Annotated in this window: 18 protein-coding genes; 12 read left to right on the top strand and 6 right to left on the bottom strand. The window is 68.4% G+C overall.

Translation table 11 applies throughout. From position 1 onward, the window contains the following. Positions 1 to 6 precede the first annotated feature (6 nt). Together JC881_RS01285 and JC881_RS01280 are read left to right on the top strand one after the other, a co-directional pair. Positions 7 to 948 (top strand): ABC transporter substrate-binding protein, encoded by a 942-nt coding sequence (locus tag JC881_RS01285; RefSeq protein ID WP_198783907.1) that lies wholly within the window; start codon positions 7 to 9, stop codon positions 946 to 948. Between the two features lie 17 nt (positions 949 to 965). Then, complete coding sequence (locus tag JC881_RS01280; protein WP_198783906.1) at positions 966 to 2015, top strand: LLM class flavin-dependent oxidoreductase; 1050 nt, start codon at positions 966 to 968, stop codon at positions 2013 to 2015. 123 nt (positions 2016 to 2138) lie between these two features. On the opposite strand, the gene JC881_RS01275 is transcribed toward JC881_RS01280, so the two are convergent. Genes JC881_RS01275 through JC881_RS01260 form a run of 4 tightly spaced genes read right to left on the bottom strand, consistent with a single transcriptional unit; the run spans position 2139 to position 5881 of the window. Further along, positions 2139 to 2384, bottom strand: coding sequence for a hypothetical protein (locus tag JC881_RS01275; protein ID WP_198783905.1), 246 nt, complete (start codon positions 2382 to 2384; stop codon positions 2139 to 2141). 31 nt (positions 2385 to 2415) lie between these two features. Further along, positions 2416 to 2808, bottom strand: a complete 393-nt coding sequence (locus JC881_RS01270; RefSeq protein ID WP_198783904.1) for a hypothetical protein — start codon at positions 2806 to 2808, stop codon at positions 2416 to 2418. Between the two features lie 29 nt (positions 2809 to 2837). Continuing rightward, positions 2838 to 4844: an esterase/lipase family protein gene (locus JC881_RS01265; protein WP_198783903.1), complete on the bottom strand. Its 2007-nt coding sequence runs from the start codon at positions 4842 to 4844 to the stop codon at positions 2838 to 2840. Continuing rightward, positions 4841 to 5881, bottom strand: a complete 1041-nt coding sequence (locus tag JC881_RS01260; RefSeq protein WP_198783902.1) for an Lnb N-terminal periplasmic domain-containing protein — start codon at positions 5879 to 5881, stop codon at positions 4841 to 4843. The genes JC881_RS01265 and JC881_RS01260 overlap by 4 nt, the downstream gene beginning before the upstream one ends. A 228-nt stretch (positions 5882 to 6109) precedes the next feature. On the opposite strand from JC881_RS01260, the gene JC881_RS01255 reads away from it, so the two are divergent. Further along, positions 6110 to 9241, top strand: a complete 3132-nt coding sequence (locus tag JC881_RS01255) for an amidohydrolase family protein (RefSeq protein ID WP_198783901.1) — start codon at positions 6110 to 6112, stop codon at positions 9239 to 9241. A gap of 21 nt (positions 9242 to 9262) precedes the next feature. Here the strand turns inward: JC881_RS01255 and JC881_RS01250 are convergent, their stop codons facing one another. After that, entirely contained in the window at positions 9263 to 11962 is a 2700-nt protein-coding gene (locus JC881_RS01250) for a bifunctional acetate--CoA ligase family protein/GNAT family N-acetyltransferase (RefSeq protein ID WP_198783900.1), read from the bottom strand. Positions 11963 to 12270: 308 nt separating this feature from the next. Between JC881_RS01250 and JC881_RS01245 the strand changes: the two genes are divergently transcribed. From JC881_RS01245 to JC881_RS01235, 3 genes are all read left to right on the top strand, one after another. Beyond that, the gene (locus tag JC881_RS01245) at positions 12271 to 13629 is read left to right on the top strand and encodes a homoserine dehydrogenase (protein WP_198783899.1); all 1359 of its coding nucleotides are present in this window, start codon (positions 12271 to 12273) and stop codon (positions 13627 to 13629) included. A gap of 205 nt (positions 13630 to 13834) precedes the next feature. After that, complete coding sequence (locus JC881_RS01240; protein ID WP_198783898.1) at positions 13835 to 15145, top strand: DUF2325 domain-containing protein; 1311 nt, start codon at positions 13835 to 13837, stop codon at positions 15143 to 15145. 42 nt (positions 15146 to 15187) lie between these two features. After that, complete coding sequence (locus JC881_RS01235) at positions 15188 to 15397, top strand: TOBE domain-containing protein (protein WP_198783897.1); 210 nt, start codon at positions 15188 to 15190, stop codon at positions 15395 to 15397. A 126-nt stretch (positions 15398 to 15523) separates the two neighbouring features. Here the strand turns inward: JC881_RS01235 and JC881_RS01230 are convergent, their stop codons facing one another. Next, positions 15524 to 16402, bottom strand: coding sequence for a substrate-binding domain-containing protein (locus JC881_RS01230; protein ID WP_198783896.1), 879 nt, complete (start codon positions 16400 to 16402; stop codon positions 15524 to 15526). A 286-nt stretch (positions 16403 to 16688) separates the two neighbouring features. Between JC881_RS01230 and JC881_RS01225 the strand changes: the two genes are divergently transcribed. The 6 genes from JC881_RS01225 (at position 16689) to JC881_RS01200 (ending at position 23736) form a co-directional block, all read left to right on the top strand. Further along, positions 16689 to 19847: a GLUG motif-containing protein gene (locus JC881_RS01225; protein WP_198783895.1), complete on the top strand. Its 3159-nt coding sequence runs from the start codon at positions 16689 to 16691 to the stop codon at positions 19845 to 19847. A 149-nt stretch (positions 19848 to 19996) separates the two neighbouring features. Then, positions 19997 to 21658: a ShlB/FhaC/HecB family hemolysin secretion/activation protein gene (locus JC881_RS01220; protein ID WP_198783894.1), complete on the top strand. Its 1662-nt coding sequence runs from the start codon at positions 19997 to 19999 to the stop codon at positions 21656 to 21658. A gap of 24 nt (positions 21659 to 21682) precedes the next feature. After that, a complete protein-coding gene (gene exbB, locus JC881_RS01215; protein WP_198783893.1) occupies positions 21683 to 22123 on the top strand; it encodes a TonB-system energizer ExbB in 441 nt (146 codons plus the stop codon). Positions 22124 to 22127: 4 nt separating this feature from the next. Then, positions 22128 to 22487 carry an ExbD/TolR family protein gene (locus tag JC881_RS01210; protein ID WP_198783892.1) on the top strand — a complete coding sequence of 120 codons (360 nt, stop codon included), beginning with the start codon at positions 22128 to 22130 and terminating at the stop codon, positions 22485 to 22487. Then, the gene (locus JC881_RS01205) at positions 22484 to 23260 is read left to right on the top strand and encodes a cell envelope integrity protein TolA (protein ID WP_198783891.1); all 777 of its coding nucleotides are present in this window, start codon (positions 22484 to 22486) and stop codon (positions 23258 to 23260) included. Before JC881_RS01210 ends, JC881_RS01205 begins: the two co-directional genes overlap by 4 nt. Beyond that, on the top strand, positions 23257 to 23736 hold the full coding sequence (locus JC881_RS01200) for a molybdopterin-dependent oxidoreductase (protein ID WP_198783890.1): 480 nt from the start codon (positions 23257 to 23259) through the stop codon (positions 23734 to 23736). Before JC881_RS01205 ends, JC881_RS01200 begins: the two co-directional genes overlap by 4 nt.

Raw genomic sequence — 23736 nt, 5'->3', positions numbered from 1 at the left:
GCCACCATGTCTTTCAGAAGCAAAGCCGGCGCAGCATTGCTCGCCTTCGGTTTCATCGCGATGACGACGGTGATGGCGACGGCACACGCCGCCGACAAGTTCGACTTCAGCCCCGAGCAGAAGGGCCGTCTGCACACGGGCAAGGACGCGGAGGCGGTCAACGCCATTCCGCCCAGCTTCAAGTTCGTGAAGGAGGGCGTGCTGACCATCGCGATCGCGCCGTTCGCGCCGCCCATCTCCACCTACGCCACCGATGCGAAGACCGTGGTCGGCTTCGACCCCGATTTCGCGCTCCTCATCGCCGAATCGCTGGGCCTGAAGCTCGAACTGCAGCCCGTCGCATGGCCCGACTGGCCGCTGGGCCTGGCCTCGGGCAAGTACGACGCGGTGATCTCCAACGTGGGCGTGACCGAGCAGCGCAAGGAGAAGTTCGACTTCTCCACCTACCGCCTCGGCCTGCACGGCTTCTATGTGCGCACGGACAGCGCCATCAAGTCCATCAAGGAGCCGAAGGACGTGGCGGGCCTGAAGCTCACGACCGGCGCGGGCACGAACCAGGAACGCATCCTGCTCGAATGGGACCGGCAGAACGTGGCCGCGGGCCTGAAGCCGGTCGCGATCCAGTACTACGACGACGATGTGACGCGCTGGCTGGCGGTGACCACGAAACGCGTCGATGCCAACTTCAACCCCAACGCGCCGCAGGCCTACGAGTCCGCCAAGAACGGGCAGCTGCGGCTGGTCGGCACGGTGAACGCGGGCTGGCCGCTGAAGTCCGACGTGGCGATTGCCACGCGCAAGGGCAGCGGCCTGGCCACGGCGCTGAGCGTCGCGGCCAACAACCTGATCCTCAGCGGCACCTACGGCAAGGCGCTCGCGCGCTGGAGCCTGGCAGAAGAGGCGCTGCCGAAGTCCGAAATCAATCCGCCCGGCCTGCCCAAGTTCTGAACGAGAAGGGCGACGCCATGGCGATCCATCACATCGGTTTTCTCACGCCCGGCAACTACGCCGAGGCGAATCCGCTGGCCGGCCTCGAGGCGGCGCTTGCGCTCTTCGAGTTCGGCGAGCGGCGCGGCTTCGACAGTGCCTGGGTGCGGCAGCGCCACCTGGAGCGCGGCGTGTCATCGGCCACGACCATCCTGGCGGCCGCGACGCAGCGCACGCGCCGCATCGAACTGGGCGCCGCGGTGATCCAGATGGGTTATGAAAACCCGTTTCGCCTGGCCGAAGACCTGGCCACCGTCGACGTGCTTTCGCGCGGCCGGCTGCAGGTGGGCCTGAGCGCGGGCGTGCCGCCGCACGGCGCGCTCTTGGGCAGCCGCTTCTACGACGCGGCGCCCAACACCATCGACTTCACGCACAAGCGCGTGGCGCGCCTGAGGGCCAACCTCGAAGACGTGCTGCTCGGCGACGACGACACCTTCGTCGAGTCGGCCGGCGGGCGTGTGCGGCCGCGCGTGCAGCCCTATGCGCCCGGGCTGGTCGACCGGCTCTGGTACGGCGGCGGGTCGCTGCGCTCGGCCGAATGGGCGGGGCGCAACGGCTTCAACCTGCTCCTGGGCAACGTGCTCTCGGGCGAGCACACGGACGATTTCCTGCAGGCGCAGTCGGCGCTCATCGAACGCTACCGCGCGAGCGAAGCCGGGCCGCGCGCGGGACGGGTGGCGCTGGGCCGCGTGATCGTGCCGCTCGATGGCGCCGATGCGGCCACGCGACTGCGCTACCGCGAGTTCGCCGCCGGCCGCATCGAGCGCACGCTCACGCCGCAGGGCGAGCGGCGCACGCTTTTCGCGACGGACCTGGTGGGCACGTCCGATGAAATCCTGGCGCGGTTGCGCAAGGACCCGGTGCTGCCGCAGGTGAGCGAGCTGCGCGTGGAACTGCCCTACAACTTCGCGAGCGAGGAGTACGCGCAGATCCTGGACGACATCGCGCGCCGCATCGCGCCGGAACTGGGATGGCGCTCGCCCGTTGCGGCAACTGCTGCGCTCGAAGAAACACTGGAGCCCGGATAACAAACCGGGAAGGTCGGACTGGATGAGTTCGAGGTGAGTCGGAGTCGGGTTGTCTTCCTGCCAGCCTGATGGACGACTTTTAACGGGCCTTCGGGCCCGTTTTTTTTGGGCGGCGCCGCAGCTTCAGTCGTGGTCGATGAAGACGCCCGCGCACAGCGCGATGCCGACGACGTAGAGCAACCAGGTCCACGGGACCGCATAGGGGTAGAGCATCAACGCCACGCCGAGCCACTTGCTGCGCCGGCGGCCGGAGCGCTTGCCCCACCGGTAGGCCGCGATGCCCGCGAGGCCGAACAGGACGGCGCCGAAGATGTAGGCCGGGCTCGGCAGCGTGATGCCGAGCGACTGCAATGCTTGCAAGTTGTCCATGGGGCGCTATTAACGCACGCCCGTATTACGTTCACCCTGCTCGCAGGGGACCAAAGAAACCGGTGATCTTGAGGATGCGGCTGCCGTCCTGCGAGAACTCTACGTAGTCGAAGCCGTCCATCTCCAGGCCATAGGCCGTGCCGTCGACCTCCAGCGGCGCCGGCGATTTCAGGAGCCACGCGAAACGGCCGACCGCATGGTGCACGTCCAGCTGGCTGGCAGGCACGATGAAGGCGCCGGGATAGCGTGCGCGGAAGTCGAGGATGACCGCGGCCAGTTCCTCGGGGCCGGTGGCTGTCGGGGTGATCGGGTCGGTGTAGGTGCTCGCGGGTGTCCAGCACAGCGCGAGCGCCTCGCGGATGTCCCGTTCAGTGGCCTGGGCCCATGCGGCGGAGTAGTTTTGAACGGTGGCTGAATGGGTCACTGGGTTTCCTCGTCTTGCTTCATCGCGTTTCATGGTGAGCAGGGCGGCCCTTCGGCCGCGCCCACGCCAGGAAGCTTGACAGGGATGTCCTGACAACGTGGTGTCAGCAGCAACTGCTCCTGGAGGATTCGCCGTATCTCCAGGATCGCCAGCGGGTTCTCCTGCACGCTGTGCGCCGACGACAGCACCAGCTCGGAGGCGGCGCCCTCCAGGTGCGCGCTCTCGTAGGGCACGATGCCGTCGCTCGACAGCGCCTGCACGACGCCGGGCGTGTCGTTGCCGATGATCGAGTGGAAGCGCACGCGCGGGTTCATCGGCAGGCCCGAGGACATCTGCACGAAGGCGTCGCGGTCGCTCAGGTTGTCGATGCTGTTGGGAATGCGCAGCGGCCCGATGTCCTGCTTGCCGGGCGCGATGCGCATGAGCTCGCGCGACATGTCGTTCAGCTGCCCCAGCATCGCCACCGGCAGCGTGATGAGGTTGGCCACCCAGCGCGCCACGCGGTTGTTGGCGAACGGCGTGCCGCGGTGCGGCGAGGCGATGAAGATCGCATCGCTCACCTGCGGCAGCGGCTCGAAGCGCAGGTAAGGCGCAAGCCGCTGCTCGATGCGCTGCTGCTGCGCGCCCTGCATGGGGTAGCTGGTGAGGAGCGCGTCCCACAGCTTGTCGCCCGACGAGGACAACAACAGGCGCGAGAGCACGCCGCCCATGCTGTGCCCGATCAGCGTGATGTTGCGCGAGGCCTCAGCCTGGCCGCTGGGATCGAAGTGCGCCAGCGTCTCGGTGATGGCCTGGCGGATCGCGAAGTTGTTGATCGGCAGCGGCGCGTTCGTCGGGTAGTAGACCTGCCAGATCTGGTAGCGGCGGCGCAGCGTTTCGTCGCCCAGCACCTCGTTGGCCACGTTGATCCACGCCTCGGGGCTGCTCGCCAGGCCGTGCAGCATGATGACCGTGCGGCGGTTCGGGTCGTAGGGCTGCATGAGGTAGATGCGCGGCCGGGTGAGCCCGTCGGCGCTGCCGAACAGGCTGCGCAGCGCCTGCCGCGCGAAGTCCGAGCGCGCGAGCCAGAGGCCGTAGCCGGAGGTGAAGTTGGCCGCGAGCGGAATGTCCTGCTCCGCGAGGCGCGTGGTCGAGGTGCGGTAGGGGTCGAACACCACGATGCGCGCGGTGTGCGTGGCGAGCACCGCGCGCAGGTCCGCGCCCTCGAAGCGCACGAGCGCGGTGAGGCCGGGGAAGGGCATTTCGCTGTAGGGCGGGGTGTCGTCTTCGGCCGTGGTGGTCGCAGGGTGGGGCGCGACAGCCGGCTGGTTGGTCGCCACCACCAGCTCGGCGCCGAAGCCGTCGCGCCGGTAGGTGTTGCGAAGGCCAGAGAAGGTGAGCGAGGCGGCGGGGATCAGCTCCTGCGGCACCGGGTCGTCGGGGCGCAGCTCGAGCGCGGAGAGGTCGACGTCAATGCGCCAGTCGCCCACCTGCGGCACGCGCGGCAGCGCGCTGTCGTCCGGGCGGCCGTCCTGGCGGTAGCGCCGGAAGAGGCCGGTGATGGCCTGTTGCACCGCGTAGTTGTAGTAGTCGCGCACCTGCGTCTGGCGGTCTTCGAAGGCCCGGTCGCGCGGCTTGCGCGCGGTGAAGAAAAGGTACGCGTAGGCATGGCGCGCGCTCTCCAGCCATGCCTCGATGGTCTCGGGCGCTGAAGGTCCAGCGCTCGCGCCGCCGTTCTTTCCGGCCGCGAGCGCCACCTGCAGCCAGACCTCCGAGAGCGCGGACAGGCGCTGTTCGTCGGTGATGCCGGACGAGTCGGCCAGCGACTGGCGGCAGGCCTGGCCGTTCTTGCGGCACAGATCGGCGTCCGAGCCGATCACGCGCAGTACCTCCTGCGCCGAGGTGCTGAGCTTGCCGGTGGTGAGCACGTCGCCGCGGCGTTGCGCGAGGTATTCGGCCGGCGAGATCGAGCCGACGGTGACGCCCGCGCAGCCGGTCAGCAGCAACACGGCGGCGCAGAGCAGCGCTGGCAGCGCGAGCAAGCGCGAAGCCGTCATGGCCTGGCCCCGGCATCGACTGCCATTTCGACACCGGGCAAGTCGTTCCGGATGGCTTGCGAGAAGCTTTCCGTGCCGGGGTTGGCGTCGTAGGCGCGCGCACGCTCGGTGATGCGACCGGCCGCGCGAAGTTCTTCCATGTCCAGGCGCGGCGTCAGGGCGCCGACGTCGTGCAGGTACTCGGGCAGGTAGCCCGAAGCCAGCAGCCGCCAGTCCATCGGCAGGCCCGGCACGACATGCTTGGCGAGCGCGTACACGATGGTCGTGCAGTTGGCGGTGAGCGTGTTGTAGAAGTTCGGCGCTTGCACCAGCGCCGCGCCTTCGCCGAGGTAGCCGAGGAAGAGCGAGCGCATCTCCGATTGCGGCAGGCGCACGCGGTACATGTAGACGTCTTCGCCGCGCACGTTGGTGCGCACGCGCAGGATGTCGTGCTCGTCGGCCGCGACGAGGCTGGTCTCGAACTGCTTGAAGAAGCCGCCGATGGACGAGAAGCTCTCACCGCGCTCCTTGCGGATCTCGATGGAGAAGGTGACGAACTGGCCGTCGTCGAAGCCGAATGAGACGAGCGTGTGCGCGATGGCCGGGCCGCTCCAGTACGAGAGCGACACATCGACCGAGCGCAGGCGGTCGAGGTCGTAGCGGCGGGTTTCCCAGCGCGGGGTGTAGTCGGTGTCGGTGCGCCAGTCGAAGTTGCGCACGTTCTCCATCATGACCTTGTTCCCCTCGACGCGCGCGACGAGCTGCCTCGCCACATCGTCGGACCAGACGCGGTTTTGCGACGGCAGGATGGTGCCCCACCAGGCCAGCACCATGGCGAACCCCACGGCATACGAGAGCAGGGCGCGCGCGGCCCTGCCGCGCCACAGCAGCGCGATCGCCGCGAGGCCGAAGCCGGCCCAGAGCACGCCGGCCGCGATCTTGACGGCCGGCGTTGCCGGCAGCTGGTACCACAGGGCCGCGCAGGCCCACGCGGCCGAGAGCAGCACGGCGAGCGACGCGACGAGGCGGCCGGAGATACGCAGGAACGTTCGGATCATGGAGAGGAGAAGGAAGGGGAAGACTTGCAACGAATTCATTACGCGGGAGCGCGCAACGCGACGCCGGAGCTTACGACGCGCCGGTGCCTTGCAGGCCTTCTGGTCTCCACCGGTAACGGGTAAGCGCGCTGTCAGAAAGTGCACACAGAGTGAACTGGCGCGCCCCCGGTGTGCCGCCCGTCCGCAGGCGAATGTGCGGAACAAGAAGACCAACAGGAGACCTCTCTCATGAAGATGCGCAAACACGCGCCGGCCCTGGCTGTTGCCGCGGCCGTCTCGGTGCTGATCGCCGGATGCGGCACCGACGGCAGCGGCAGCGGCCTCGTTTCCCGTACCGATTCCTCGGGTGTCACGAAGGCCGCCGTGCCGGTGACCAGCGTGAGCACGCTGCAGGGCTCGACCAGGGACGTGTCGGTGGAATTCCACGAAGGCACCAACATGGCCGCCGCACCGTCGCCCGACGGCAAGCGCATCGCGTTCACCGCGATGGGCGCGCTCTGGATGCTGCCGCTGCGCGGCGGCATCGCCACGCGCATCACCAGTTGGGACATGGAGCCGACCGCGCCGGTGTGGTCGCCCGACGGCAGCCTCGTCGCGTTCCAGAACTACGACGCGGAAGGCAACTACCACCTGTGGGTCGTCAACCCCGACGGGTCGGGCCTGCGGCGCGTCACCACCGGTCCCAACGACGACCGCGAGCCTGCATGGACGCCGGACGGCAAGGGCCTGGTCTTCGCATCGGACCGCAGCAACGACGGCAACTACAAGATCTGGCGCGTGTCGCTGGACGCGGTCTACACGAGGCTGACCTCGGGCCCCGGCGCGGAAAGCAACCCGGTCCTCTCGCCCGACGGCAAGCAGCTCGCCTTCGTGGACACGGCGCGCGTCTTCACCCGCCCCGTGGGCGGCACCGAGGCGCCCAAGCTCATCGGCCCCGGCACCATGCCCGCCTGGGCGCCCGACGGTTCGGGCCTGGTGTTCCAGACCGACCGCAAGACACTGAGCGTGCGCGGCAAGGACATCGCGCAGAACGAAGACTTCTTTCCGTTCCCCGTGCGGCACCTTGCGGACGGCCGCTTCATGTACACGGCGGACGGCCAGATCAAGATCCGCAACGCCGCCGGCGAGGCGCCGGCCAACGTGCCGTTCAGCGCGACGCTCACCGTGCGCCGGCCCGTCATCGACAAGCGCAAGGACCGCGGCTTCGACACCCTGGGACCGCAGCCGGTGCGCGGCATCAGCGCACCGGTGATCTCGCCCGACGGACAGAGCGTGGCCTTCGTCGCGCTCAACGACGTGTGGGTGATGAAGATCGGCCAGTCGCCCGTGCGCCTGACCAACGACAAGGCGCGCGATGGCAGCCCGCAGTTCACGCCCGACGGGCGCGCCGTGTACTTCTCGACCGAGAAGGGCAACGGCGGCGCGCTGGCCATCGACCAGGTGGAGATCGGCTCCAAGCGGCGCACGCGCCTCGCGGCGATTCCCGCCAAGTCGATGGTCACGCCGAAGATGTCGCCGACCGGGGACCGCATCGCCTACACCACCGGCTCGGGCCAGCTGGAGGTGTGGGACATCGCCTCGCGCACGCCGCAGGTGGTGATCGCGCAGGTGAGCTCGCAGGTCAGCACGCCCTCGTGGCTGCCGGACGGCAAGCGGGTGGTGCTGGTGGACAACGAGCGCATCAACAACCGCTTTCGAGAGGGCTACAACAAGCTGCGCGTGATCGACATCGCGGGCAAGACCGGCACCTTCCATTCCGTGGCCAAGGCGCCGATGCAGATCTCCGACCGCGAGGAGGGCGCCGCGGTCGTGTCGCCGGACGGCACCAAGGTCGCCTTCATCATGGATTCGGTGCTGCACGTGATGCAGCTGAACCCCGACGGCTCGCCCTTCGGCGCGCCGATCAAGCTCGCGGCGGAGGCGGCGGACATGCCTTCGTGGGCGGGCGATTCGCGCACCATCCTCTACAAGGCGACCGACAAGCTCAAGACCATCGCGGCCGACGGTTCGGGCGCCAGGGAGATTCCGCTCGATCTCTCGTGGACGCAGGCCGTGTCGAACGGAACCACGGTCGTGCGCGCCGGCCGCCTGTGGGACGGCAACAGCGAGACCCTGCGCACCGACGTGGACATCGTCATCAACGGCAACCGCATCACCGCGATCCGCCCGCACGACCCGGCGGCTGCGCGGCGCGCGCGCAAGTACATCGACGCCTCGGCGCTCACCGTGATGCCGGGCCTGTGGGACCCGCACTTCCATCCGCTCACGCTGTACCAGGGCGGGCAGTACGGGCAGGTGGCCGCGTCGATGCTGGCGTATGGCATCACCTCGACGCAATCGGTCGCGGGGCCGCTGCACCAGAGCATCGAGATGCGCGAGGCGCTGGAGGCGGGCAACCTCGTGGGGCCGCGCCTGTTCGTCTCGCCGCCGCTGTGGGAGGGCAACCGGCTGTTCTACAGCTTTGCGCGGACCCTGCGCAGGCCCGAGGTGGCCGACCTGGAGATCGCCAAGGCCAAGGCCATGGGCGTCGACTACCTGAAATCGTACGTGCGCGCGCCGATCCCGATCATGGTGAAGATCGCGCAGGCCGGGCTCGACATGGGGGTGCCGACCGGCACGCACATGCTGGCGCCGGGCGCGGCGGCCGGCATTGGCGGCACCACGCATTTGTCGGCAACGCAGCGCATGGGCTATGGCTGGTCGAAGTCGGTCGGCGGCTTCACCTACCAGGACGCCTACGACCTGCATGCGAAGGCCGATTTCCACCTGGTCGATACGCTCTTCTCCTCGCTCGCGCTGGTGGGGCAAGACCCGCTGATGACCAGCGACGACCGCTTCAAGCTGCTGATTCCGCCGAACTTCCTCGCGGGCCTGAGCGGCACCGCGACGCCGACGCCGGCCGTGCTGCAACTCGCGCGCAAGGACGCCGAGCAGTCGGCCAAGGTGCAGCGCGCGGGCGGCCTCCTGGCCATCGGCACCGACACGCCGCTGGTCGCGCCGGGCATCGCGCTGCAGACCAACCTGCGCGCGGCGGGCATGGCCACCTCGAACCACCAGGCGCTGCAGAACGTGACCCTCAACGCCGCGCGGATGAGCCGCGTCGAGCAGGACCTGGGCACGGTGGAAGTGGGCAAGCTGGCCGACCTGGTGATCGTGCGCGGCAATCCGCTGCAGGACCTGAAGGCCGCGGCCGCCGTCGAGTACGTGGTGAAGAACGGCGTGAGCATGTCGCTCGGCGAGATCCTCGCGCCGTTCCGCACGCCGGCCGCCCTGAGCGAGCGCAGGAAGGCGGTGGTCGCGTACGAGAAGCTGTGCCGCGCCGATCCGCACGACTGCGCGGACATGAACCACGCCGATTGAACGCGGCGGCGCGCTGGTGACCTACAGCTGGTAGGTCACCAGCTTGAAGTCCGGATCTTCGGGGAACGATTTCACGGTGAAGCCGATGCGGCGCACCAGCTTGAGCATGTCGGGGTTGTTGGCGAGCACGAGCCCGTCGACTTCCGCCAGGCCCCGGTCGCGCGCGACGTCGATGATGCTTTCGAGCAGCCGCGAGCCGATGCCCTTGCCGCTGAACTCGTCGGCCACCACCAGCGAGAACTCGCAGCTGGTCTGGTCGGGGTTGGTGACGTAGCGCGACACGCCCACGATGCGCTCGCTGTCCAGGATGGTGCCGTCGGGCGCGTTGCTGCGCTCCATCACCACGGCCACCAGCGCCATCTCGCGGTCGTAGTCGATGAGCGTGAAGCGCGAGAGCATCGAGGGCGGCAGCTCATGGAAGCGCGAGACGAAGCGGAACCACCGGCTCTCGGGCGAGAGGCCCTGCACCAGCGCCTGCAGCATCTGCGCGTCGTTCGGATGCACCGGCCGCACGGTGTAGAGGTCGCCGCCCGTGCCGGGGAGCGGCCATTCGCGCCGGTAGCGCGCGGGGTACGGCATGATGGCCAGGTGCTGGTAGCCGCTGCCCACGTGGCCCGCCACCGCCTGCGGGCTGCTGTCCACCACGATGCGCGCATCGACCGACACCGCGCCGTGCTCGTCCACGATGATGGGGTTGATGTCCATCTCGCGCAGCTCGGGCAGCTCGCACACCATTTCCGAGACGCGCAGCAGCACGTCTTCGAGCGCCTCCATGTTCACCGGATGGGCGCCGCGCCATTCGCCCAGCGTCTGGGCCACGCGCGAGCGTTCGATGAGGCGGTGCGCGAGAAACTGGTTGAGCGGCGGCAGCTCCATCGCGCGGTCGTTCATGAGCTCGATCATGGTGCCGCCCGCGCCGAAGACGATGACCGGGCCGAAGGGCTCGTCGGTCACCAGGCCCACGTAGATCTCGCGGCCGCGCCGCGCCTTCACCATCTTCTGCACGGTCACGCCGTTGATGCGCGCCTCGGGCGCGAGGCGCGCCACGCGCTCCATCATCTCCACGTAGGTGTCGCGCGCGCTGGTGCCGTTGAGCACGTTGAGCGCCACGCCCTCGACATCGGACTTGTGGCTGATGTCGGGCGAATCGATCTTCAGCGCCACCGGAAAGCCCAACTGCGTGGCGATCATCATGGCCTCGTTGGCACTGCGCGCAAGCAGCGTGCGCGTGATCGGGATGTGGAAGCACGACAGCAGCGACTTCGACTCCATCTCCGTCAGCACCTTGCGCCGCTCGGCCAGCACGCTTTCGATGATGAGGCGCGCGCCTTCGATGTCGGGCTTGGCGAGGGCGGAGAGCGGCGGCGGCGTCTGCTGCAGCAGCTGCTGGTTCTGGTAGAAGGCCGCGATGTTGCCGAACGCGCCCACGGCCGCCTCGGGCGTGCGAAAGCTCGGGATCGTGGCTTCGGCCAGCACGCTGCGCGCGGGGCCGACGGACGCGTCGCCCATCCAGCAGGCGAGCAGCGGCTTGTTCATGGGGCGCGGAATGTCGGCCAGCGCGCGCGCCGTGGCGGCCGCATCGACGCCGGCCTTGGGCGAGAAGATGGCCAGCACGCCATCGACCTGGCTGTCGGCCGAAGCGGTGTCGATGGCGGCGCGAAAGTGCGCGGGCGTGGCGTCTTCGGAGAGGTCGATCAGGTCGGTGAGCGATGCGAGCGGCGGCAGCGCGGGCTGCAGCAGCTTCTGCGCGGGCGCGGAGAGCTTGCCCAGATCGAGGCCGATCTCGTTGATCCAGTCCGCTGCCAGCACGCCGGGGCCGCCACCGTTGGTGACCACCGCGAGCCGCTTGCCCACGGGCCGGTAGCGCGAGGCGAGGCACTTGGCGGCCGAGAACAGCTCGACGAAGGAGCGCACCCGCACGGCGCCCGCGCGGCGCAACGCGGCATCGAACACGTCGTCGCTGCCCACGATGGCCGCGCTGTGCGTCTGCGCCGCCGCGTTGCCCGCGGGCTTGCGCCCGGCCTTGAGCACCACCACCGGCTTGGCATGCGAGGCCGAACGCAGCGCGCTCATGAAGCGGCGCGCGTCAGAGATGCCTTCCAGGTACACGATGATGCTGTGCGTGGCCTGGTCGTTGGCCAGGAAGTCGAGCACCTGCGGAATGTCTACCGAGGTGTGTGGGCCCAGCGACACCACGCTGGAAAAGCCCACGCCGTTCTGCCGCGCCCAGTCGAGCATCGAGGCGGTGAGCGCACCCGATTGCGACACCAGCGCGAGCGGCCCGGCCTTGGCCAGCGGCCCCGCGACGCTCGCGTTCAGGTGCAGCAGCGGGCGCTGGAAGCCCAGCGAATTCGGCCCGAGCAGGTGCACGCCTTCGCGGCGCGCGATCTTGCGCCACTGGGCCGCTTGCTCGGGCGCGATGCCGTTGGAGATGACCACTGCGGCCTTGCAGCCGATGCGGCCGGCGATCTCCAGGGCTGCCGCCACGTCCTGCGGCGCGAGCGCGATGAGGGCGAGGTCGGCATGCGTCTGCGAGAGTTCTTCGAGCGTGCCCTTGGTGCGCACATCGAGAAAGCGCAGCGCGCCGTCGAAGCGGTTGGCGCGAAAGGCCTCGCGCAGCACGCGGCCCGCTGCGGTCTGGCCGCCGGGGTCGCTGGCGTTGCCGACGAAGGCCACGGCCGAGGCCGGCGCGAAGAGCGGGGTCAGGAAGTGCTTGTCCATGGCTTAGTGTGCCCCGATCGACGGCGCCTGTCGCCAATGCCCGCATGGCTCCTGTACACTCCGCGCTCCATGTCGTGCCTCCACCTCCCCACCGCCTCCGCCGCCGCCCGCATGGGCCGGATGATGCCGCCTGCATTCCCGCAGGCAATGGGTGCACGAATGATTACCTCCATTACCTCCGCGGCCACCTGAGCACGCGCAGGTGGCCGTTCCGGCAGCCACCTGGTGAATCGCTCTTCTCCCCGAACGAATGAAACCCAGCTCTGGCAGCTGGGTTTTTTGTTTGTTCTTTCGTTCGGAGAAGTCCCATGTACCGCGATCCAGTCCTGTCCCTCCAGCCCCTTGCCGGTGTTCCCGCGGCCATGCGCCCGCTGCGCGTGGGCATGATCGGCATCGGCACCGTGGGCTCGGGCACCTTCCGCGTGCTGGCCCGCAACCAGGCCGAGATCGCCGGCCGGGCAGGGCGAGGCATCGAGGTGGTCATGGTGGCCGCGCGCAACCTGCCGCGGGCGGCCGGCATCGTGGGCGATGGCATCCCCCTGACCGATGACCCGATGCACGTCGCCACGCACCCCGACATCGACGTGCTGGTCGAAGTGGCCGGCGGCACGGGCCCCGCGCGCGACTGGGTGCTCGCAGCCATCGCGCACGGCAAGCATGTGGTCACGGCCAACAAGGCGCTGCTGGCCGAGCACGGCGCCGAGATCTTCGCGGCCGCCCGGCAGCACGGCGTGGCGGTGGCGTACGAAGGCGCGGTGGCGGTCAGCATCCCCATCATCAAGGCGCTGCGCGAAGGGCTCACCGCCAACCGCATCGAATGGGTCGCGGGCATCATCAACGGCACCACCAATTTCATCCTGAGCAAGATGCGCGACGAAGGCCTGGACTTCGCTGGAGCGCTTGCGCAGGCGCAAGCCCTGGGCTACGCCGAGGCCGACCCGGCCTTCGACATCGAGGGCATCGACGCCGCGCACAAGCTCACGCTGCTCGCCGCCAATGCCTTCGGCACGCCGGTGCGTTTTGCCGATGTGCAGGTGGAGGGCATCACCGCGCTGCAAGGCGTGGACGTCGCCTGCGCCGAGCAACTGGGCTACCGCATCAAGCTGCTGGGCATCGCGCGGCGGCGGGAGGAGGGCGTCGAGCTGCGCGTGCAGCCCGCGCTCGTGCCGGCCGCGCACCTGATGGCGCATGTGAACGGATCGATGAACGGCATCATGGTCAAGGGCGACGCGTCGGGCGTGACGATGTACTACGGTGCGGGCGCCGGCTCGGAGCAGACCGCCTCGGCCGTGATCGCCGACCTCGTGGACATGGCGCGGCTCGATGGCACGCATGCGGCGCAGCGCGTGCCGCATCTGGGTTTTCACGCGCACGCGATGAGCCAACTGAAGGCGCTGCCGCGCGCTGCGGTGCACACCTCGCACTACCTGCGGGTTCCGGTGCATGCGGCGAACCAGATCGAAGCGGTCGCGGCATTCCTTGCGGCACGGCGCATTCCGGTGCAGCAAGTCGTGTTGGCCGCGCAGGAGAAGACGGGGCCGCAGGTCCTGGTGCTCACGGGCCCGGCGCCGCAGGGCGAAATCGACCTGGCCGTGCACGCGCTGCAAGCAAGCGCGGCGGTGGCCGGCGCGGTGACGACGCTGCGGGTGGAGACGCTCGCAGGCTGATTGGCTTCAGCGCGCCAGCCGGTCCGATTCGCTGGCGGCGATGTCGGGCCGCACGCGGCTTTCCACGTCCAGCCAGTGGAGCTCATCGGGCGCGAAATATCCTGAAAAATATAGCGTATTGCTGATCTCTGTTTTTTATAGAGGAGCATTCGCCTTCGATTGAGGTTGACTTGGCATACGCTATGTCGCGTCGTATATTGCGAAGATGCTAAACCCGCCTTTCAGACGCCTGGCCTCGGCCAATGCGGCCCCCGCGACACCCGACGGCCCCGCGCTGCAGCACGTCGCGGGCTGCTGCGAACCGCCGGAAGGCGGCGACGAAGCGCCGAGCGGCCGCGTCCGCCTCTCGGACCTGGACACGAACTTCTATTGCTCGGTGATCGGCACCTGCCTGACCACCGCCGAGCTGCGCAAGCTCATCGCGCGCTTTGCGGACGTGCAGGGCGCGAGCGACCTGCACGTCCACCATGAAGCGGTGCGGCTGGCCACGCAGAACGCCATCGTCTCCAAGGCGTTGCAGAAGGCGCTGGACCACCGCCATGCCGCCACCATCCAGCGCCTGTCGAGCCTGCACGACGTCCAGGCGCTCACCGCGTACTGGGAAGAAGCGCTGCACCAGGGCGAGATTCCGGGCGCTTACTGGGCCGTGCTCATGCACCGCAAGGGCACGCCCGAGCTGCGCAACCGGGCCTTCGGCGACATCCACATGCTGTCGCACCTGGTGGGCGCCGCCAACCGCGCCGACATCCGCCGTCTCGCCGCGCTGGAGCATGACAACGTCGAGTTGCGCGACCGGCTGGACCGGCATCAGTTGCGCTCGCAGGAGCTGATCGAGGAGCGCGACAAAAGCATCGCGCACTTGAAACTGGAACTGATCGAGGCTTCGAGGGCGAACGCGACGCCGATCGCCACGGTCCCGGCGAAGGCTCGCCTCGAAGAATCCGAGAAAGCCGCGGTCCTGATCGCGGTGCAAACCGAACGGCGCGAGCGCGCCGAGCAGGCCTCGGCCTTTGCGGCCACCGAAGTGGCGCGACTCACCGAGGAGCTCGAGCACCTCCGCGCGCACGCGATGGCGCTCGGCCGCGAACTCGGCGCGGCCGAGACGCAGCTGAAGATGCACGCGGGCGAGGGCGCGTCCAACGCCTGCCTCGACCAGCAACTGCAGGGCCGGCGCATTCTCTACGTCGGCGGCCGGCCCAGCTCCGCGCCGGCGATCCGCGACCTGGTGCAGCGGCACGGCGGCGAACTCCGCCGGCATGGCGGCGCGCTCGAAGATCGCAGTGGCCTCCTGGCGGCCGCGGTCTCGTGGGCGGAGGTGGTGGTTTTTCCGGTCGACTGCATCGACCACGAATCGGTCGACAACCTCAAGCGCCTGTGCACGCGCCAGCAGGTGCGCTACCTGCCGCTGCGCAGCGCCGGCATCGCGTCGTTCGCCGCGGCGTTCTCGGGTCCGCCGGTTGAAGACGCGGGCGAGGCCGGTGCCTCCAGCAGCCCGATCTGCCCCCGCCACGGATGAGCGCGCTCGATAGACTCGCGCCTTCAATCCCAAGGAGTCCCCATGAAAATCAGCGCCCGCAATGTCCTGTCCGGCAAGGTCGTCTCCATCGTCCGCGGTCCGGTGACGACCGAGGTCACGCTGGAAATCGCACCTGGCGTGCAGGTCGTCTCCACCATCACCAGCAGCTCCGCGCAATCGCTCAACCTCACCGAAGGCGGCGCTGCCTATGCGGTGATCAAGGCCTCGAGCGTGATGGTCGGCACCGACTGATCTGCACATCCGGCGCGGCCGGCCAGCCGGCGCTGTCGCCTAGAAGCACACACACTGTCTTTGCCAATTCGTTTGACCGGATGGCTCGACAGGTGTGGCTCATGACGCTGCTTTCGCCTCTGGTCTTTAGAGGATGTAGCAGTTGTTCTGGATGATCGTGCGGCCGGCCGTGCTGCCAACATAGGCGATGAAGGCATCGACCGCCGCATTGGTCGAGCCGGGCCGGCCGCGGATCGCCGCTGCGTCCTGCAGCAGGCGGTCATGCGGCGGATTGCCGTTCACCGTGGCGGGCGTGTATTCGAAGTACGTGCCGGTGAGCGCGCGCACGGCGCCCGAGCCGTTGCACACCTGCGACTTGGCGACGAACCCGACATTGGGATAGCTCGTGGCACCGGTGCTCGCGTTGACCGCCGTGTAGGTGGTCCCGATGGTCGTGTACTGCGCGAACTTGGCGTCGTAGGCACCGCCCGGATAAGTGATGCTGTTGACGCGGCCGAGCACCTGCTGCGCCGCCGTGCCATACGGCGCGGTGGTCGGGTTCGCGATCGCCACCTGGCCGTTCGCATAGGCATAGCTCGCCGGATTGGTGAAGCCGCTCGAGCCGCTCGTGCTCACGTTCGGGCCGTATTTGGACCACAGGATCAATTTGCCTTCGGCATAGCGGAACGGCACCTGCACCACGCCGGAATAAGCCGCGCGCAGGGCGGCCGGCGTGGTGTCGTCCGCCGCAAAGAACAGGTCATACGGCGTGGTGCCGCCGGGTGCCGAGAGCGCGGTGCTGATGGCGGTCTGGAAATCGCCCGTCGCGCCGTAGGTCACGGTGAAGCTGCTGCCCGAGAACGGCAGGCCGGAAGCGCCGAAGGCATTGACCAGCTGGACCATTGCCCCCTGGAAATTCGCGGCCACGGCCACGTTGATGGACTGCGCCCACGTCGCGGACGAGCCCAGCATCAGCGCGGATGCAGAAACGCCCAGCGCGATTTTCTTGATCGAAAACTTTCTCACGGTATCTCCTCGATGAATTGGATGAATGACGGGTGTGAGTCTTTCACGCTATATCGGTTTGTATATAGATTGCATAGCATGCGGGTAATGCATCGGCATTGAATTGCAGGGTATTGCTATTCAAAAACGCATCCGAACAGCACGTAAAAAATCACGGTCGCTATACTCTCAGAAATATAACGAGACAGGTGAACGAATGAAGCAGGTCACGAATAAATCCAGAAGCCACCGCCCGCGATTGAATTCAAAAGTATGCGCAGCCATTTATGTGTTGCTTCATTCATCGATGGGAATCGCCGCGCCGCAGGGCGGCGTGGTCACCAGCGGCGCTGCCGCCATCGGCCAGGCGGGCAGCGTGACCCGCGTCGACCAGAGCACGCAGCGCGCGACCATCAACTGGCAGGGCTTCGGTATCGGCGCCGGAGAGACCGTCAACTTCATCCAGCCCAATGCCTCGGCGATCACGCTCAACCGCGTCGTCGGCAACGAGCGCAGCGTGATCGACGGCGTGCTCAACGCCAACGGCAAGGTCTTCCTCATCAACTCGAACGGCGTGCTGTTCAACCGCGGCAGCAGCGTGAACACCGCCGGCCTCGTGGCCAGCACGCTGGACATCAGCGATGCGGACTTCAACGCCGGACGCTATGCGTTCAGCGGCAATGGCGGCAGCGGATCGGTCATCAACATGGGCACGCTGACCTCGGCGACCGGCGGGTATGTCGCGCTGCTCGGCCCATCGGTGTCGAACCAGGGCGTGATCGTCGCGACCAAGGGCACGGTGGCGCTGGGCAGCGGCAACAGGATCAGCCTGAACTTCAACGGCGATTCGCTGGTGAACGTCAGCATCGACGAAGGCACGTGGGCCGCGCTGGTCGAGAACAGGGGCGCGATCCAGGCCGACGGCGGCACGGTGATCCTCACCGCGAACGCGGCCAACCTGCTGCTGGGCAGCCAGGTGAACAACACCGGCATCGTGCAGGCGCGCACGGTGGACGATCTGAAGGGCAGCATCACGCTGCGCGCGGATGGCGGCACGGCCAACGTGGGCGGAACGCTGGATGCCTCGGCACCCGTGAGCGGCGACGGCGGAACCATCGCGACCGCGGGCCGCAGCGTCAGGGTGACGGATGACGCCACCATCACCACCAGGTCCGCGAACGGCAACACCGGCATGTGGACGCTGGCCTCCGACGGCTTCACCGTCGGCGCGGGCGCGAACATCAGCGGCGCCCAGCTCGGCGCACAGCTGGGCAACACCAACGTGGCGATCGCATCGATGGGTGCAAGTGGCGCCGGCGGCCACATCGACGTCAACCAGGCCGTGAACTGGTCGGCCGACACAGCGCTCACGCTGAGCGCGGCCAACGATGTGCGCATCAACGCGCCGATCACGGCCACCGGCATGCGCGCGGGGTTGAACCTGAACTTCGGCGGGGACTACCGCATCGACACGACGCAGGGCGCATCGGTCACGCTGAGCGGCGCCAACGCGAGCCTCGCGATGAACGGGCAGGCCTACACGCTGATCCACAGCATGAGCGATCTGGAGGCGATCGACGACACGGGCGGTGTCGCGGCGGGGCGCTATGCGCTCGCGGGCAATCTCGATGCATCGGGCAAGACGTACAGCAATACGGTGGTGTCCAAACTATCGGGCACGCTGGCGGGGCTGGGTCACACGATCAGCAACCTGACGATCCTGGAGCCGGTGCACAACGACTACTTGCAGGCGCCGACCGGCCTGATCGGCACGGCCCAGGTCGGCAGCGCGATCCGCGACATCGGCCTGGTCGGCGTCGACGTCAGCGGCTATGGCCGGGTCGGCGGGCTGGTCGGGGAGAACTTCGGCGGCAGCATCGGCCGCGCCTTCGTGACGGGGACGGTGCAGGGCGTCGTCAACGTGGGCGGGATGGTGGGCTACAACGGAAGCACCTTCGACCCGGTCACGTTCGAGCCCATCAGCGGCAACGGCATCATCTCGGACTCCTATTCCATGGTGGCGGTGATGGGCTCTTCCCGCTACGCGGGCACCATCAACAACATCGGTGGCTTGGTGGGCAAAAACGCCGGTCCCACTTACCAGATCATCCGATCGAGTGCCTCCGGCAATGTCTCGGTCTTCGTTGACCCCAGCTCCTTCGGCAGCCAGAACGTCGGCGGGTTGGTCGGGAGCAATGCCAACGGCACCATCGCCGACTCCCACGCCACGGGCAACGTGACGGTGTCCGACAACGTCATATCGGTCGGCGGACTGGTCGGTCTGAGCGGAGGCAGTCCATCGGCCCTCATCACAAACTCATATGCCACGGGCGATGTCACGGGTGGACAGTCCGCCATCGGTGGCCTGGTTGGCTACAACGGAGATGGAGGGGCTCGCATCGTCGATTCCTACGCCACTGGCAACGTGAGCTCGATCAACGGCACCCAGGATTTTGGTGGTCTCGTTGGCGTGAACAGCGGGAGCACCATCTCGGGATCGCATGCGAGCGGCACTGTCACGGTGACCGGTGTTTCCGCCGGCGGACTCGTCGGCAACAACGGCGGCCGTATCACCGACTCTTATGCAACCGGTGATGTGAAGGGCGGGCCGATCAGCTCGGGCATCGGCGGCTTGGCCGGTGCGAACAGCGGCACCATCACCGGCTCACACGCCACCGGCAATGTCTCGGGCGAAACCGCAGGCGGTCTGGTGGGCGGCAACCAGGGCACCATCACCGACTCCTACGCCAGCGGTAACGTGACCGGCTCCTACGCAGCCGGCGGCCTGGTCGGCCAGATGGACGGCGGCACGATCTCCAACTCGCGCGCCAGCGGCAACGTGACGGGCGGCACCGACTTCGACTTCACCGGCGGGCTGGTGGGCCGCATGCAGGGCGGCGACATCGACAACTCGCATGCAACGGGAACTGTCACCGGCGGCAGCGGCGCGGCGGAGCTGGTCGGCAGCAACACGGGCACGGGCAGCATCACCAACAGCACTTACCGCGACGCAGCGGCCGAAGCGGCAGCCGAAGCCGCGGCCCAGGCCGCAGCGGAAGCGGCCGCCCGCGCGGCGGCTGCCCAGGCTGCGGCAGAGGCGGCGGCAACCGCGGCCGCACAGGTGTCGGCCCAGGCCGCGGCGCAGGCTTCAGCCGATGCGCAGGCCGCCGCCATCGCCGCAGCGCAAGCCGCCGCCCAGGCCACAGCGCTGCAAGCTCGCGCCGATGCCGGCGCCCGCCTCGCAGCGGCCGCCACCGCGGACGCCCAGCGCCAGACGGAACACCCCGCCGCCCAGATGACCGCGGGCCTCACGCAACGGGCCGCCTTGCTGGCAGACAACATCGTCTTCGCCGACAAGCGCAACTTCTCCGCCAACATCCAGCGCATCGAGATCGACGGCAAGGTCTTCGAGCTGGAAGACGAAGACGGCAAGACGCCCGCCGCGCAGCCATCGACGCCGCGGTGAGGTCGCTCGCCCCCTTGCGGGGCGCCTTCGCCGATTCCGCCTCTCACTCCTCTTCCTCTGGCCCTCTCTCTTCGTTCCGTTGCGACATGAACCCAGCCCGTCCCGCCTCGTCTGCGCGCCGAGTGCATCCAGCGCTTGCCGCTTTCTCCGTGCTCTGCACATTCGCCGCTGCGAGCCATGCCCAGGTCCAGCCGGTGCCCAGCTACGGCATCGGTGATGCGCTCAGAGAGGCGCAGCCTCCGCGTCCGCCGGTCCCGAGCCAGCCGCCCGCGCCGGTGATCGTCGAAGAGCCCGAGCGGCCGATGAACCTGCCCGCCGGCGAAACGCTCGCGGTCCGCGAGTTCAGGGTCGAAGGCGCCGACGCCATTCCGTCGGAAGAGTTGCAGGCCGCGCTCGCGCCGTACCGCGGCCGCGCGCTGTCGATGGCCGAGATCGAGCAGGCCGCCGGCAAGGTCACCGCGCTGTACCGCAGCCGCGGTTACCTCGTGGCGCGCGCCTATGTGCCGCGGCAGGACGCGAGCGCGGGCACGCTGGTGATCCGTGTTCTCGTGGGCACCTACGGCAAGCTCACGTTCAAGAACCGCTCGCTGGTGCGCGACGGCACGCTGGGCGATGTGTTCGCGCCGCTGCAGGCAGGACAGGCCGTCTCCCGCGCGGACCTGGAGCGCGCGATGCTGCTCGTCGGCGACATGCCCGGCGCCGCGTTGCCGCGCCTGACCATCTCGCCGGGCGACGCACCGGGCACATCGGACTTCGATGTCGATGTCGGCGAGGGCAAGCGTTTCACCGGCTATGTGCTGGGCGACAACCAGGGCTCGCGCTACACCGGCAAGAACCGGTTGAGCGCGGGGCTGGACATCAACTCGCCCTTCGGCATCGCCGACAAGCTGAGCCTCAACCTCATGGGCACCGAAGGCGGCGGCCTGGACAACGGCAGGCTGGCCTACAGCTTTCCCTTGACCGCCAGCGGCCTGCGCCTGGAGCTCGCCGCCGCGCGCACGACCTACCACCTGGGCGGCGACTACAGCGACCTGGAGGCCAAGGGCAGGGCGCGCACCGTGGAGGCCACCCTCAGCCATCCGTTGCTGCGCACCCGCGAGCAGAACCTGTCGCTGAGCCTGAATCTCGCGAACCGGCGCTTGCGCGACGAGATCGGCGTGGCCGAAAGCGTCGACAACAAGACCGCCAAGGTCGCCACCTTCGGCGTGCAGCACGAACGCTGGGGCGACATGCTGGGCCGGCCGGGCTACACGAGCGTGAGCGCCGGGCTCAGCTACGGCCATCTGGACATCGCCGACCCCGTGCAGCAGGCGGCCAACAGGGCCGGCGCCGACACCGCGGGCACCTTCGCACACCTGAACCTGCGGCTGACCGCGAACATGGAAGTCGCCAAGGGCTGGACCGCCAGCGCCGCGCTGAGCATGCAAAAGGCGCTGCGCAACAAGAACCTCGACGGCAGCGAGCAGATGAGCATCTCGGGCCCCAACGGCGTGAAGGCGTACCGCGAGTGGGTGAGCGGCGACAACGGCTACCTGCTCAACGCGGAGTTGCGCTATGCATTGCCCGCGCCCGAAGGGCTCACGCATTCGGTGGGCGTGTTCGCAGACCTCGGCCGCGCGTGGCTGCAGAACGCCGCCTACACCGCCGCGCGCAATGGCGCGCGCCTGTCGGACGTGGGCGTGGGCTACCAGGCGCGTTACGGCGCGCTGTTCGGGCGGGTGCAGGTCGCGCGCGCTGTCGGGTCGCGGCCGGAGGACATCGCGCGCGACGGACGCACGCGCGTGCTGGTGCAGGCCGGCGTCGTTTTCTGAAGAAGACCGAGAAGGAAAAAACCAATGAACACGAACTGGCTCGCCGGCGCCATCGACTACGGCGTCATCGGCCTCCTGGTGGTGCTGAGCGTGGTGGTCGTGGCCATCGGCATCGAGCGCGCCTGGCTCTACGGCCGCATCGACACGCACGCCATCCGCGACATCAAGTCGCTGGAGCTCGCCCTCACGCGCAAGCTCTTCGTCATCGCCTCGGTGGCGAGCAACGCGCCGTATCTGGGCCTCCTGGGCACGGTGTTCGGCATCATGCTGACCTTCTACAACATGGGGCAGGACGCCTCCATCGACACCGGCAAGATCATGGTGGGCCTGGCGCTCGCGCTCAAGGCCACCGCGGTGGGGCTGGCGGTGGCGCTGGTCTCGGTGGTGCTCTACAACACGCTGCTGCGCAAGGTGCAGGTGTTGATCCTCGAATGGGAGATCGCGCGTGACCGAAAAGCCGATTGACAGCATGAACATGCTCCCGTTCGTGGACATCATGCTGGTGCTGCTCACCATCGTGCTGACGACCTCGAGCTTCATCGCGAGCGGGCGCATTCCGGTGAACCTGCCGCAGGCCAGCGCAAGCCCGTCCGACACCTCGCAAACGCAGACCATCGTGATCGATGCGGCGGGCGCCATCCACTTCGGCGGCGAGACTGTGAACGCCGAGGCGCTGAAGACAAGGCTCGCCGCCGTGGACAGGCAGACCGCCTTCCTGCTGCGCGCCGACCGGACGGTGCAGCTGCAGCGCTTCATCGACGTGGCCGATGTGTTGAAGCAACTGGGCTTCGCCCGGGTGGCCGTGCAGACCGAGATGGGCACGAGGTGACGGCCATCGGCGCCTTGCCCGAGCGGCGATTGCGTCTGGTGTTCGCAGTCGGCCTCGGCATCTCGGTGCTGCTGCATGCGGTGATCGTGCTGCCGTGGCTGATGGGCGACCGGGTCTCGGCGAAACCTCCGCGGCACGAGCAGCTGCGGGTCGATCTGCTGGGGATGGTGAGCAACCGCCAGAGCGAACAGCAGCTCGCCGGGCAGCCCGCGCCGCCGGAAAAAACCGCCGCGGCCGAGCCACCGCGAGCGCAGCCCGCGGCACTGCCGCAAAAGCCTGCTGCAAGAAAAGAGACGCGCGAGCGGCCCGTGGTGGCACGCCAGGCCGCCCCGAGCCCGGTGCAGGTGGCGCCGCTCGCCGAAGCGCCCGCGCCGACCCAACCCGATCCCCCGGTGCAGGCGGCTGCCGCGCCGCCCCCGGCCACGGGCGCCGAGGAAGAGCGCACGCAGCAGACCGTCCGCGCACGCAATACCGATGCCGATGCACTGCGCAAATACCTCGCGAGCCTGAAGAAGGCGATCCAGGGCAAGCTGGTCTATCCGGCCGAGGCGCGCGAGGCGGGCTATGTCGGCGCGCCGACGATCCGCTTCACCCTCACCGAGAGCGGCAGCATCCTGTCCGGCTCGCTCGCGGTGCAGAAGAGCAGCGGATACCCCGTGCTCGACGAGAGCGCGATGCGCGCCGCGCTCGCCGGCGCGCCTTTCGAGAAACCGCCGCGGCAGATGGATGTCGCGATCGCCGTCGCATTTGTTCAAGACCGGGAACGACCATGAACGCCCAAGCCATTGCAACCATTGCCGTCATTGCAGACGCCGAGCCGCTGAAGATCCTGGGCGCCGTTCCCAGGCCCCGCGTCTTCACCATCGACGACCTCGTGCAGCTGGGCCGGCACGCGCTGGGCCCCACGCAGGTCCTGTGCTTCTCGGGCCGCGCCGTCGCGCAGGTGGACAGCTACGCCGGAGCCCGGCTCATCGATGTGCTCGACCAGTGCGGCCTGTCGGAGCGGCCGCGCCCCGAACTCAAGCGCTGCATCGTCCGCGTGCGCGGAGACGACGGCTACGAAGCCGTCTTCAGCTGGAACGAGCTCTACAACAGCACGATCGGCGAGAAGGTGCTGGTGCTGTACGAGAAGAACGCGAGGCCGCTCGAGCCGCACCTGGGCACGCTGTGCCTGATCTCCGCCAACGATGCGCGCCTGGGCCCGCGCCACTTGCGGGGCATGTCGCAGGTGACGGTGCAGATGCTCTAG

This window comes from Variovorax sp. IB41 (genome assembly GCF_016405905.1).
GTDB lineage: Bacteria > Pseudomonadota > Gammaproteobacteria > Burkholderiales > Burkholderiaceae_C > Variovorax.
This window is presented reverse-complemented; position numbering and strand designations above follow the sequence as displayed.

Bases quoted from the DNA above. Each gene is read 5' to 3' on its own strand.
- JC881_RS01280 (WP_198783906.1), top strand. From the start codon at position 966: ATGGCGATCCATCACATCGGTTTTCTCACGCCCGGCAACTACGCCGAG.
- JC881_RS01245 (WP_198783899.1), top strand. From the start codon at position 12,271: ATGTACCGCGATCCAGTCCTGTCCCTCCAGCCCCTTGCCGGTGTTCCC.
- JC881_RS01235 (WP_198783897.1), top strand. From the start codon at position 15,188: ATGAAAATCAGCGCCCGCAATGTCCTGTCCGGCAAGGTCGTCTCCATC.
- JC881_RS01255 (WP_198783901.1), top strand. From the start codon at position 6,110: ATGAAGATGCGCAAACACGCGCCGGCCCTGGCTGTTGCCGCGGCCGTC.
- JC881_RS01240 (WP_198783898.1), top strand. From the start codon at position 13,835: ATGCTAAACCCGCCTTTCAGACGCCTGGCCTCGGCCAATGCGGCCCCC.
- JC881_RS01260 (WP_198783902.1), bottom strand. From the start codon at position 5,881: ATGATCCGAACGTTCCTGCGTATCTCCGGCCGCCTCGTCGCGTCGCTC.
- JC881_RS01285 (WP_198783907.1), top strand. From the start codon at position 7: ATGTCTTTCAGAAGCAAAGCCGGCGCAGCATTGCTCGCCTTCGGTTTC.
- JC881_RS01210 (WP_198783892.1), top strand. From the start codon at position 22,128: ATGAACATGCTCCCGTTCGTGGACATCATGCTGGTGCTGCTCACCATC.
- exbB (WP_198783893.1), top strand. From the start codon at position 21,683: ATGAACACGAACTGGCTCGCCGGCGCCATCGACTACGGCGTCATCGGC.
- JC881_RS01275 (WP_198783905.1), bottom strand. From the start codon at position 2,384: ATGGACAACTTGCAAGCATTGCAGTCGCTCGGCATCACGCTGCCGAGC.
- JC881_RS01265 (WP_198783903.1), bottom strand. From the start codon at position 4,844: ATGACGGCTTCGCGCTTGCTCGCGCTGCCAGCGCTGCTCTGCGCCGCC.
- JC881_RS01250 (WP_198783900.1), bottom strand. From the start codon at position 11,962: ATGGACAAGCACTTCCTGACCCCGCTCTTCGCGCCGGCCTCGGCCGTG.
- JC881_RS01200 (WP_198783890.1), top strand. From the start codon at position 23,257: ATGAACGCCCAAGCCATTGCAACCATTGCCGTCATTGCAGACGCCGAG.
- JC881_RS01225 (WP_198783895.1), top strand. From the start codon at position 16,689: ATGGGAATCGCCGCGCCGCAGGGCGGCGTGGTCACCAGCGGCGCTGCC.